The organism is Kitasatospora sp. NPDC096128 (genome assembly GCF_040303105.1).
GTDB lineage: Bacteria > Actinomycetota > Actinomycetes > Streptomycetales > Streptomycetaceae > Kitasatospora.
The window spans coordinates 353,110-364,920 of record NZ_JBEOSP010000001.1; the positions used below are offsets into that span (position 1 = coordinate 353,110).

Here is an 11,811-nt window from a genome sequence, read left to right on the forward strand (position 1 = left end):
GCGGCGCCCTACGCCAGGCGCGCCACGGCCAGGGCCAGGGCGCGGCCGAGCGCGGCCTCGGCGTCGCACGGGACGTCGGGCTGGACGCCGGTGCCCTCCCAGTTGGTGCCCGAGACCGGGTTGACCGCGCGGGCGACGGGCACGCTCAGCTCCAGGTGCGGGTGCACCGTCCAGCCGTCGCGCGGGTGCGCGCCGCCCCGGGTGGCCTCGCCGACGGTCTCGGCGCGCCCGAGCTGCTGCAGGTCGTAGGCGAGCTCCTCGCCCGCGGAAAAGGTGTTCCCGCTCGTCAGTACGTAGAGCGGCTTGCTGCTGCCGAAGCGGGCACCCGGTACGAAGGGGGGCGTCCAGGACTGCTCGGCCACGTCCCCCTGCCGCGAGAGCATGGTGTTGAGGTGGGTGCGGCCGTCGAGCAGGTAGCCGCAGACGAAGGCGACCGTGTCCGGATCGCCGCCGGTGTTGCGACGCAGGTCCAGGATGAGGGCGCGGGCGGGCGCCACCAGTGAGAGCGCCGCGGCCAGCGGCTGCGCGGCCCCCTCCAGCGGGAACATCTTGGGTCCGATCTCCAGGACCGCGACCCCGCCGTCGAGCAGTTCCACCCGCGGGACACCGCCCAGGGAGGCGTCGAACTCCCGCCGCATCGCGGCGAGCGCCGCGGCACCCTGCTCACGCGGCACCGGTACGGCGTGGTGCTTGAGGGCCAGGTGCAGGTCGCCGTTGACGGACCGCAGGTCGGCGGTGACGGCCTCGGCCAACTCCTCGGCGGATTCGGTCCGGTAGGAGTCCTCGGCGCTCCGGCTCCGCAGCAGGTCCGCCAGCTGCCGGGCGGCATCGGGGAAGACGTAGTTCTCGCGGACCAGGTCGGCGATCGACTCGACGACGGCGGCGACGTCCAGTGCGGGAAGCGATGTGGTGGAGGTCATGGGAGGGAGTAGACCAGCGGCTTGCCAAAGCGTCAAACGTACTTAACGCTTGATTCGGTGAGCCACCGACCGGACCAAGACGTCCAGCAGATCAGCACGTCCCTGCAGCACACCGCACTCGCCCATCCCGTGCGCCAGCGCCTGCTCTTCGCCCTGAGCGCCCGCCCGTCGACGATCAGTCGGCTCGCCGCGCAGCTGGGCGTGAACAAGGGCGGCGTCTCCCACCACCTCAAGGTGCTGTGCGAGGCGGGGCTGGTCCAGGGCGCGGGAACGCGAACGGTGCGTGGCGGCACCGAGAAGTACTACCGGCGGAGCGCCGAGCGGCTCAACGTCGCCGAACCGCAGGCCGAGGGCACGGCCGCGCTGTTCGGAGCCGTCGCCCAGGAGTTGGACCGCTCGCCCGCCGACCACCTCCTGACCCTGCGCCACCTCCGGCTCAGCCCGGCGAAGGCGGCGCGGCTCGCCGAGGTGCTGGCCGCGCTGGTCGACGAGGCGGAGGAGGACGCCGAGGGCGAGCCGGTGCACGGCATCCTGGTGACGCTCTACCAGCAGGCCGGGGGGTAGAGGAGAGACGGGCGTTCAGCCGCTCTCCCGCCACCAGGGGTCGGCCTCGGCGCGGTCCAGTTCGGCCTCGTACCGGGCGGCCTCGAAGGTGTACTCCAGCGGGCGGGTCGCGTCGACGGGCAGTTCCCAGTCGGACCAGAGCACGACGTCGCCGATCCGCTGCACGACGGCGGAGAGGTATCCGCAGCAGCCGCCGGTGCAGTCCGGCTCGCCCAGGTTCACCCGGCGGGGCCGGCGGCCCGCCCGCAGCGGGCTCGGACGGGTGAGGGGGAAGAGGGCCGACAATGACCGGCTGCGGCCCTCGGGCCCGACCGACTCGGCGATGACGTCCTCGGCGTTGACCAGCAGCCGTGCCAGGGGCCAGCGGGCGCCGCGCTCCGCCGGCCGGATCTCCAGGTGATCGAACATGCGGGCACCCTAGGTGCCCGGGGCCGGTGCGGTCGCGGGGTTTTCCGTGCTGCCGGGCGGCGGGTTCCTGGGTACGCTGACGGACCGTATGCCGTTGCTGACCCTGGAGGCATGGATGGCCCCGTTACGGCGCCTCGCCCAGTTGACGTCGGTGCTGCTGGTGGCGGCGGCCGCGCTCGGCCCGGTCCCCGCCGGGTCGGTGACCCGCGGCGGCGAACTCCCCGGCGAGAGGAGCCCGGCGATGACCGGTGGACAGCAGGACTCCCGGCAGCTCGCGGGCCGTCGCATCGTGCTCTCCTACCCCGGCCCGACCCCGCCGCCCGGAGTGCTGCGGGCGATCCGGGAGGGCCGGGCCGCCGGGGTGATCCTGTTCGGCGAGAACATCACCAGCCCGGAGCAACTAGCCGATGCGGTGGCCCAGTTGAAGCAGGCTGCGGCTGATGCCCCGCAGGCGCGCCCGCTGCTGCTGATGACCGACCAGGAGGGCGGCAAGGTCCGCCGGTTGCCCGGCGCGCCCGAACTCTCCGCCCGCCGCACCGGATCGGCCCCGGATCCGCTCGGCGCCGCCGTGGACTCCGGCACCGGCGCCGCCGGTACGCTCGCCGGGGCCGGGCTGAACGTCAACCTCGCCCCGGTGCTCGACGTCTACGACACCCCCGGCAACTTCATCGACCGCTACGAGCGCTCCTACGGACAGGACCCTGCGCGGGTGGGGGAGTTGGGCAGTGCCTTCCTCGTCTCCCAGCAGAGCCTCGGGGTGGCGGCCACCGCGAAGCACTTCCCCGGTCTGGGCGCGGCCGCCCGTGACGAGAACACCGACGCCCGGCCCGTCACCCTGCCCGTCCCGCTGGACCGGCTGCGCTCCCGCGACGAGGCCCCGTACCGGGCCGCCATCGCCGCGGGCGTGCGCCTGGTGATGGCCTCCTGGGCGGTCTACCCGGCCCTGGACCCGGACCGTCCGGCGGGGATGTCGCCCGCCGTGATCCAGGGCGAGCTGCGCGAGCGCCTCGGCTTCGACGGTGTCACCGTCACCGACGCCCTGGAGGCCGAAGCCCTCACCCCGTACGGCCCCACCGGCCCGCGCGCCGTCGCCGCCGCGGCGGCCGGGATGGACCTCATCCTCTGCTCCGCCCGCGACGCCCGGCAGGGCGAGGACGCCACCACGGCCCTGGCGGCCGCCCTCGACTCCGGCGGCCTCGACCGCGCCGCCTTCGCGGAGGCCGTCGCCCGGGTGGACGCGCTGCGGGAGGACTTGGGCTGACGGCGGGCCTGTTCCTCGGCCCGGGCGTCGGGTGGGCGACGGCCGGGCGCTGGGTGGGCGTCGGGTGGGCGACAGTCGGGCGCCGGGTGGGCGACAGTCGGGCGCTGGGTGGGCGGTTCACCCCGGGTTCAGCGGGCCGACGCCCGGGGTGGTGCGGCGGTTCGCCTGGTCGGACGGGAACGCGCCATCGTAGGCGTGCTTTCGGTCGGAGGCGCTGGTTCGAAGGGGAAATGGTCCTTCAGGGTTTGAATCACATGGCAGAGTCGTGGTCGTGGCACGGATGAAATGTCATATGTGCAATGACGCATTCCGCGGCCCGAATCCTCGAATCCCTCCGAAACACCCTCCGAAGGAGGAGTCATGAACCGCATCATCCGGATCGCGACGGGCACGGCCGGTGCCCTGGCTCTGCTGGGCGCGCCGGTGCCGGCGCTCGCCGCCGGGCAGGAGTCCGACACCGTCACCACCTGCGGGTGGTCCGGCCTGCAGGCCGGACTGTCCACCAAGGTCTGCGCGGACGTCAGCGGTGGCGACGTCGTGCTGTACGGGCAGATCGGGCTGGCGGGGCCGCCCTCGCCCGGGACGCCGTGGCCCCCGGCGCCGCAGGAGCTGCTCACCCGGCTGTCGGCCGACCTGGCCGGAGTCGGACCGCTCGGTGCGGTGGCCGGGCGCACCGAGTTCAGGGTCAGCACCGTCCGGGTGGACGGGGTGAGCGCCACTGTGCCCTGCGGGTCGGTCGTGCACGCCTCCTTCTCGGTGGAGGGGAGCTTGCGCGGACCGGCCCCGGTCACCCTGGATCTGCCTGTAGCCTGCTGACGGCTCGTCATCCAGACTGCCGGGCCCGGGAGTTGGCAGCCTCCCGGGTCCGGCCCTTCGCCGTCCCGATCCGGCCGTCGATGTGGGAGTGGTCACCTTCCACTGTGACGACTTGAAGAAATCTTCATCTGTCGCGATGATGCCTACCGGCCGCGGACGGACCCCGCCCGGCCGGGCGACCAGGTCGCCACCGAGCCGGATCGAGGGAGGGAACGGGCCATGCCGGTCCCGCTGTACCAGGCCAAGGCGGAGTTCTTCCGCACCCTCGGCCACCCGGTCCGGATCCGGGTGCTGGAACTGCTCCAGGACGGCCCCCGGCCGGTGCGCGAGCTGCTGGCGGAGATCGAGATCGAACCGTCCAACCTCTCCCAGCAACTCGCGGTGCTGCGCCGCACCCAGCTGGTCACGGCCACCCGCGAGGGCAACACGGTGGTGTACGCGCTCAGCACCCCGGACGTCGCCGAGCTGCTGCGCGCGGCGCGGCGGATCCTGACCGAGTTGATCACCGACCAGGGGGCGCTGCTCACCGAGCTGCGCGCCGCCGGCGGCAGGTCGCCCCGCTGAGCCCGCAGCCGGCGGCCCGCAGCCCGGAGCCGGGGCCTCGCGCCCACCGGCGGCGACCGTGACCGACCCGAGGAGAGCAGTTCCATGAGTGACAGCGCCGACAGCACCGGCAGTGCTGGCAGCACCGGCAGCACCGGCAGCGCCGACGGCACCAGCGAGGAGAAGCGCCGCCGCAAGGCGATGCTGATCCGCGCGGGGATCTACATCTTCGCCACCCACCTGTTCGCGGGCTTCGTCCTGCTGCTGTTCGCGCTCGGCGACCGCAAGTAGCACGGCCGCCCGGTCGTCGTCGGGGGCGCGTTCCGTCAGCCCCGGCCGCCCGGCACCAGGTAGCGGTCGCTGGTGCTGGTCCAGGCCTGCACGCCGGCGACCAGCTCCCGGGTGCCGTCCAGGTACCAGCGCCCCGCCGGGTGGCGGCGGCCCAGCTCGCGGCAGAGCTGTTCGTTCTCCCGGCGCAGCGTGGTGACCCGGGTGCGCACCGCGCGGACGGCCCGGCTGCGGGTGCAGCCGCGGACCCGTTGCAGGGTGAGGACGGTGTTGAAGGCGGCGGCGCTCTGCCGCTCCTCGCGTTCCAGCGAGTACAGGTCGTTGATCAGCGTCGCGGCGTCGGCGGTGTTGGCACGCAGGCGGTGCAGTGCGGGCTCTGCGTGCAGGGCGGCGGGGGCGTCGGCGCCGTGGGCCCGTTCCAGTATGTTCATGAACGGGTAGAGACAGCTGCCGTGGCGGCGCAGCCGCATGGTCTCGGCCAGGCCGAGACCGAGGGCTGGGACGGTACCGCGGGCGCGGTGTTCGGCCTCGGCGGGGAAGGTGGCCAGGCAGGCGTGCCACTCGCGGGCCGCTCTGGCGCGCCAGGCGGGAGAGGCCGACCGGCTCTGCCGGTCCCACAGTTCCTGCCAGGCGGTGACGAGCCGGTCGCCCGGGGGCTCGGGGCGGGCGTCGCCGTGGAGGGCGGAGATCAGCGGGTCGACCAGGGCGTGGGCCTCGGCCGGCCGGCGGCCGGGCGGGCCGTCGAAGCGGTCGTCCAGGACGGTGAACCAGCCCAGCATGTCCACCAGCAGGTCCAGCTCGGTGCCGCGGGCGCGCGGGAAGGCGTGGCCGATCAGCTCGTGCAGGGCGTAGGCCCGGTAGCCGGGGAGCTCGGTCGGGGTGAGCAGGCCGTGGCGGACCGCCCAGTCGGCGTGCCGGTCGGCGGCGGCGCGCAGTTCGGCGGAGCGGCGCGGCAGCGGTACGGCGGCTGGAGTGCCGGGTAGGGCGCCGGGGGTGCCCGGATCGGCCGCGGCGCCGGTGAACGGGCAGCCCGCCGGGCGTGGCCGGTCCGTCCGGGTCGGCGCGGGGACCTTCCCGGTGGCGGCGCCCTCCGGCATGTCACGCACGGCCGCGGCCGCAACCCCGTCCGTGCGGGCTGCCAGCCGGACCCGCAGTCCGTGGGCCTGCACGGTGGTCCACACCACCTCCCGGGCCCGCGCCCCCGGGACCGCCACCGGCCGCCAGCGGCGCAGGATGGCCGCGGCCGCGACGGTCAGTTCGGCCCAGGCGAAGGCCTCGCCGATGCACTTGTGCTTGCCCGCCCCGAAGGGCAGGAAGGAGTGCCGTCCGAGCCCGCCGTCGTCTTGCCAGCGTTCGGGCCGGAAGCTCAGCGGCTCGTCGTAGCGCAGCGGGTCGCGGTGCAGCGCGGTGAGGCTGTACAGCAGTTCGGTGCCGGCCGGAATCCGGTACGGGCCGAGGTCGACCGGCACCCGGGCGGTGCGCATCAGGAAGGCGTTGGGCGCGTGCAGCCGCACGACTTCCTGGGTGACGGCGCGGGTGTACGTGAGCCGGGCGAGCGCCTCGGGGGTGGGGGTGGTGCCGGCGGGCAGGTGCTCGTCCAGCTCGGCGAGGACGCGGGCTTCCACCTCGGGGTGGCGCAGCAGTTCGTCGAGCAGCCAGGTGAGCGTGGTGGAGACGGTCTCGGTGCCGGCGCCGAACATGGTGATGGCCTCGGAGCGGACGTCCGCCTCGGTGAGCGGCCGACCGGTGGCCGGGTCGGTGGCGGCGCGCAGCAGGGCGGGCAGGGTGCCGCCGCTCTCGATCGAACGGGCTTGTCCGGGACGGCCGTTGACGGCCTGGTCGACCACCCGGTTGAGTACTCGGACGGCGGCGTCGAAGCGCCGGTTGACGGGCAGCGGGAGCCGGGCGAGGGCCGGGTGGGGGTAGAGGGACTGGACGATCTGGCCCTTCACCAGGTCCGGCAGGGCCCGGTGGAAGGCGAGGGTGGCGTCTGCGGTGAGCCGGGCGCCGAACAGCGAGCGGGTGACGATCTCCAGCGCGAGGTGGTTCATCTCCTTGGCCACGTCGAGGACTTGGCCCGGGCGCCAGCGCCCGGCCCGGTCCTCGGTGACCTGGTGCATCACGCTCAGGTACCCGGCCATCCGGTCCGGGCCGAAGGCCGGCTGGATGATCCGGCGCCGGTCGCGGTGGGCCTGCCCCTCGGACATCAGCAGGCCGTCGCCGAAGGCGGTCTTGAGGGTGTCCTGGACGGCGCCGCGCGGGCAGTCGTGGGCGAGGGCGACGAGCAGGGCGTGGACCAGCCGGGCGTCGGTCACCACGCAGACGGTGCGCGGCCCGAGCCGGATGCGGACCACGCCGCCGTGGCGGGCCAGCGAGCCGAGGAAGCCGAGCGGGTCGCGCAGCAGGGCGGCGGCGTGGCCGAGGCCGGGCAGTGCGCCGGGGGCGAGCGGGGGGACGGCGGCGCGGGGGGCGGGTGCGGCGGGTGGCGTGGGTCTCGGGGGGACGATTCGTTTCTGTGTCTCTGCCAGCAGGGCGTTGGTCGGCAGGGCCATGACACTTCCTCTCACCAGAGGGGCCGGTGCGGCGGTACCGGGGGAGGGCACCGGCGGGCCGGCCGGGTGGCGGGGCCCGGCGAATGCGGACCCCGCGTACGCCAGGGGGCAGAGGGCGCACGCCATGGGAAACGCGCCGGTCCGGCGGGCGTTGCGTCGAACGTGCTCGGATCACTCCAACGGACGATCATCGCGGCCCCCGCCGCCCGGTCCGACCGGGCACTGCCGACGACGGCCCGCTGAACCGCTCTGACCTGCGCCGATGCCCGGATCCGGGTGGGTCGTGCGGCACCCCGGCGGGAGGGTCTTTGGACCCTCGCCGCGCGGCCGCGCGCGGGCCAGCATGGTGTACGGAGAAGGAGGAACCTGATGACCCGTCTGCGCCACCGGCCCGCCCTCGACGTCCGGGTGGAGATCCGTGGTGAGTTGCCCCGCGAGGACGCCGAGTACGCCCGGGCCCGGGCGCAGGCCACCGCCGCGATCCTGGGCCCCGACGCCCGCGCGCTGCGACTGCGGCTCACCCGCACCCGCGACCGGGCGCTCACCCGGCCGGCGCTCGCCCAGGCGGACGTCGAACTGGACGACCCCGGCCCGGTCCGGGTGCAGCTGGCCGCCGGCGCCGCCCGGGAGGCCGTCGATCTGGTCCTCGGCACCTTGGCCGGCCGGGCGGTGCGGCTGCGCGAAGTGGGGGAGATAGGGCTCGCCGCCGTCCACGAGAGCGCGTACCGCCCGCAGTACGTCGACCGTCCGTTGGCCGGGCGGCGGATCGCCCGGCGCAAGGCGGTGGTGCTCGCCCGCCGGACGCCCGAGCAGGCGGCCCGCGAACTGCTGGCACTGGACCGGCGGTTCCATCTGTTCCTGGATGCCGACACCGGACGGGACGGCCTGGTGCACCGCTGCCCGTTGAGCGGCGCGGTGGAGCTCTGGCCCACGGGCGGCGACGCGGTGCCCGTGCTCGACCTCGCCGAGGCGGCCCGCCGGCTCTGGCTCACCGCGCGCCCGTTCATCTGCCACACCGGCCCCGAGGACGGTCGGTCCCGGGTGCTCTACCGCCGCTACGACGGCCACTACGGCCTGATAACGCCGGTAGCGGACGGCCTCGGCGGGGCAGGAACCCCCTCGGCGCGGAACTGATCCGCGAGGCTCCACCGCCCTCCGGACTCACCAACTCCACGACAGGGGAAACGGGACCATGGACTGCGACGACGAGGTCATGCTGACCGTCCGGATCACCGCCGCCGAGCGGGCGCTGCTGCGGGACCTCGCGCGCGGCCACGGCGGCGACCTCTCCGGGGTCGCGGTCGACGGGTTGCTGGAGGTCATCCCCTTGCTGCACGACGACGGTTCGGTGCTGCCGCTGCTGCGGGTCCTGGCCCGGCCCGCGCCCTTCGCCGTCACCCTCTGGCTGCCCGCCCCGGTCGCGGACCTGCTGCCGCTGCTCGGCGAGCGGCTGGTGCGCACCGGCGGGCCGGCGGCGGGCCCGGCCAGCGCCGCGCTCTCCGCCGCGCTGCGGGTATGGCTCGCCGGGGACCGCGCGGTGCTCGCCGCCGGGCTGGCCCGGTTGCGCGGCGGCTGCGGCCCGCTGCCGGGGTCGGCCGACGGTGCGGTGGACCGGCCCGCGAACGGTGCGGCGACCGGCCCGGTGAGCGGTGCGGCGATCGGCCCGGTGAGCGGGCCCGCGACCGGCCCGGCGGACGGTGGCGCGGGCCGGTTCAAGGTGGCGGCCTGAGGAGGGGAGTGAGTCGCATGACGGATCGTCATATCCGTTGCGACGAGGGTGTATCCGGTTTGCGAACTTCCCCTCCCCGGACGCTGGCCACGGCTTCGCGGGAGGTCTAGCATTCGACACGACCGCCGGGGTCGCAGGCCCCGGGGCTCCGGCCGGGTGGCCGCCACCACCCCCGTGCCGGGGAGCGCGTACCCCCCGAGTGCGCTCCCCGGCACTTCGCTGCCCGCGCGGCTTGCCACCCCTGTCCCAAGAGTCCTCCGCCGGGTCGTCGGCTCGAACGGGCCCAGGACTTTCGCAAAAGGTTTCTGTTATTCCCGGTGGCCCCGGCCGCTCTCCCTCGTGTCGGAAGGTCCGAGCCCCTCACCACAGGGCCCGGACCGTCGCACGAGGAAAGGAACGCGATGGGACACCGGAGCAGCGAACTCCGCCGGCGCAGGCGCCGCAGGCTCACCCGCAGGAGCGCCCTGGTCGCCGTGGCGGTCGCGGCCGGGCTGGTAGCGGGCACACTGGGCCTGCGCACCGCGCTGGAGCCCGGGGCGATGCGCAGCACCGTCACGGCGGCGGACGCACCGGTCGACGCGGTCGCGGACGACGGCGGGTCGGGGGAGACCGGCACCGCCGAGGGTGCCACCAGGGCGCCCGCCCCGAAGCGGGACGAGAAGGCGGCCGCGCCCAAGGCGATACCCAAGGACCAGCCCGACCGCGGCCTGGTCTACGCGGGGTTGAACCTGCCGACCAGCGACCGCTGCGGCAACATGCTGGAGGTCACCGGCAGCGCCCAGTGCAGCCACGGCCCGGACGCGCCGCCCAAGGAGGTGGACATCCACAAGGACGTCCCCCCGGTCGCCGCCCCGGCCGCCCAGGCGCCCGCGCTCACCCCGCCGTCCGCCGCCCAGCCGCCCGCCGCCGCCGACCTGCTGAAGGGCGCGGCGCCCGTCCTCGACGCCACCCAGAAGGCGCTGCTCGGCGACGCCGGTGCGGGCGCGGCCCCGCAGGACGCCGCGGCCCCGGCCGCCGGACCGGCCGCCGGGTCGGGCCTGGTCTGCGAGGGCGACGGCAGCAGCGGCAACCGGGTCCAGGTGGTGTACGTGCACACCCCGGGCAACGACCGGTTCGCCCAGTACCTGCCCTCGTTCAAGAAGTGGGCCGCGGACGTCGACGTCATCTACAACGCCAGCGCCGCCGAGACCGGCGGGGTGCGGCACGTCCGCTTCGTCACCGAACCGGACTGCACCGCCTCGGTGCTGAACGTCCAGATCTCCGACTCCGAGATCCAGGACTTCAACGCGAGCAACCGCGCCCTGGCCGCGCAGGGGTTCAACCGCAAGGACCGCAAGTACATGATGTTCACCGACGCCAAGGTGTACTGCGGGATCGGCACCTTCGCCGGCGACGAGCGCGCCGGGCAGGACAACCTGAGCAACTTCGGCCCCTCGTACGGCCGGACCGACTCGGGCTGCTGGGGCGGGCACACCGCCGCGCACGAACTCGGGCACAACCTGGGCGCGGTGAACAACAGCGCGCCCAACTCCAGCAAGGCCGGGCACTGCACCGACACCTGGGACCTGATGTGCTACTCGGACGCCCCCTACTACCCGAAGATGCGGGTCGTCTGCCCGGACCGCGCGCATGACGACCGGCTCGACTGCGGCCACGACGACTACTACAACACCGCGCCCGCGCCCGGAAGTTACCTGGCCACGCACTGGAACGTCGCCAACAACCGCTTCCTCATCGCGGGCAACGGCGGTGGCGGCGGCACCGGTCCGAACCCCACCCCCACCCCGACCTCGGGACCGACGCCTACGGGCACGCCCACCCGCACGCCCTCGCCGTCCCCGACGCCCACCGGCGGCCCCACCGCCACGCCCACCGGCTCCCCCTCGCCGACCGCGACCCCGACCACGGGCGGCACCAGCCCTGAGATGACGGTCAGTCAGATCACCCAGAACTCGGTCATGCTGAGCTGGAACCCCGTCCCGTCGGCCGCCGGCTACGATGTCCAGCTGAACGGTCAGACCATCGGCACCGTCCGCTCGACCGTGGTCGGCCTGGTCCGGCTGGCTCCCGGCACCGGCTACACCGTGGCCGTCGCCGTCCGAGACGCCGCCGGAACGGTCGGCAAGCCCGGACGCGCGGCGAGCTTCCACACCCTCGCCGACGCCGGCCGCCCGCAGCCCGGCACCCGCTACACCATGGTCAACGGCCTCACCGGCCAGGCGGCCGACCTGTGGGGCAGCTCGATGAACGACGGCACCGTGGCGATCGGCTACCAGCGCACCGGCTACGCCAACCAGAAGTGGCAGTTCGAGGACGCCGGCCAGGGCGCCGTGCGGATCAAGTCCGCGCGCTCCGGCAAGTGCCTGCAGCTCGGCGGCAACCCGGTCGCCGGACAGTACCTGGCGCAGCAGCCGTGCTCCGACGCCGCCGGGCAGAAGTGGCAACTCACCCCCACCGACGGCGGGTTCACCCTCACGGCGGACGGCTCCGGCCTGGTGCTCGGGCTCAGCGACCGTTGGTACTACGGTGGTTGGCTGCTGGAGTTGCAGCAGCCGAACGGCCGGCCGTACCAGAACTGGTCGCTGCTGAAGACCTCGTAGCCCCGCACCGCCCCGCGGAGCACTCCGCGGGTCCCGCACCACTGCGCACCATCCCGCACCGCGGGCGCGGCCGCCACCCCACCGTGGCGGCCCCGCCCGGCGCGCCGCCGCCCCACCCACCCACACCCCC

General features: G+C 74.7%; 11 protein-coding genes. 8 read left to right on the forward strand and 3 right to left on the reverse strand.

Annotated features, from left to right (window positions below; all coding sequences use genetic code 11):
- Positions 1-8 precede the first annotated feature (8 nt).
- Positions 9-920: a S41 family peptidase gene (locus tag ABTY61_RS01520; RefSeq protein ID WP_350502842.1), complete on the reverse strand. Its 912-nt coding sequence runs from the start codon at positions 918-920 to the stop codon at positions 9-11.
- Between the two features lie 57 nt (positions 921-977).
- On the opposite strand from ABTY61_RS01520, the gene ABTY61_RS01525 reads away from it, so the two are divergent.
- Positions 978-1,484 (forward strand): ArsR/SmtB family transcription factor, encoded by a 507-nt coding sequence (locus tag ABTY61_RS01525; protein WP_350502843.1) that lies wholly within the window; start codon positions 978-980, stop codon positions 1,482-1,484.
- Between the two features lie 15 nt (positions 1,485-1,499).
- On the opposite strand, the gene ABTY61_RS01530 is transcribed toward ABTY61_RS01525, so the two are convergent.
- Positions 1,500-1,892 (reverse strand): hypothetical protein, encoded by a 393-nt coding sequence (locus ABTY61_RS01530; RefSeq protein WP_350502844.1) that lies wholly within the window; start codon positions 1,890-1,892, stop codon positions 1,500-1,502.
- An 88-nt stretch (positions 1,893-1,980) separates the two neighbouring features.
- On the opposite strand from ABTY61_RS01530, the gene ABTY61_RS01535 reads away from it, so the two are divergent.
- The 4 genes from ABTY61_RS01535 to ABTY61_RS01550 all read left to right on the forward strand — a co-directional run bounded on the left by ABTY61_RS01535 (position 1,981) and on the right by ABTY61_RS01550 (position 4,803).
- On the forward strand, positions 1,981-3,153 hold the full coding sequence (locus ABTY61_RS01535) for a glycoside hydrolase family 3 N-terminal domain-containing protein (RefSeq protein WP_350502845.1): 1,173 nt from the start codon (positions 1,981-1,983) through the stop codon (positions 3,151-3,153).
- 360 nt (positions 3,154-3,513) lie between these two features.
- On the forward strand, positions 3,514-3,969 hold the full coding sequence (locus tag ABTY61_RS01540; protein ID WP_350502846.1) for a hypothetical protein: 456 nt from the start codon (positions 3,514-3,516) through the stop codon (positions 3,967-3,969).
- 219 nt (positions 3,970-4,188) lie between these two features.
- Positions 4,189-4,533, forward strand: a complete 345-nt coding sequence (locus ABTY61_RS01545) for an ArsR/SmtB family transcription factor (protein ID WP_350502847.1) — start codon at positions 4,189-4,191, stop codon at positions 4,531-4,533.
- 84 nt (positions 4,534-4,617) lie between these two features.
- Positions 4,618-4,803: a DUF6126 family protein gene (locus ABTY61_RS01550; protein ID WP_350502848.1), complete on the forward strand. Its 186-nt coding sequence runs from the start codon at positions 4,618-4,620 to the stop codon at positions 4,801-4,803.
- A gap of 35 nt (positions 4,804-4,838) precedes the next feature.
- Here the strand turns inward: ABTY61_RS01550 and ABTY61_RS01555 are convergent, their stop codons facing one another.
- Entirely contained in the window at positions 4,839-7,352 is a 2,514-nt protein-coding gene (locus ABTY61_RS01555) for a cytochrome P450 (protein WP_350502849.1), read from the reverse strand.
- A 369-nt stretch (positions 7,353-7,721) separates the two neighbouring features.
- Between ABTY61_RS01555 and ABTY61_RS01560 the strand changes: the two genes are divergently transcribed.
- The 3 genes from ABTY61_RS01560 (at position 7,722) to ABTY61_RS01570 (ending at position 11,681) form a co-directional block, all read left to right on the forward strand.
- Positions 7,722-8,486 carry a sigma 54 modulation/S30EA ribosomal C-terminal domain-containing protein gene (locus ABTY61_RS01560; RefSeq protein WP_350502850.1) on the forward strand — a complete coding sequence of 255 codons (765 nt, stop codon included), beginning with the start codon at positions 7,722-7,724 and terminating at the stop codon, positions 8,484-8,486.
- Between the two features lie 58 nt (positions 8,487-8,544).
- Positions 8,545-9,081, forward strand: a complete 537-nt coding sequence (locus ABTY61_RS01565) for a hypothetical protein (RefSeq protein ID WP_350502851.1) — start codon at positions 8,545-8,547, stop codon at positions 9,079-9,081.
- Between the two features lie 401 nt (positions 9,082-9,482).
- Entirely contained in the window at positions 9,483-11,681 is a 2,199-nt protein-coding gene (locus tag ABTY61_RS01570) for an RICIN domain-containing protein (protein ID WP_350502852.1), read from the forward strand.
- Positions 11,682-11,811 lie beyond the last annotated feature (130 nt).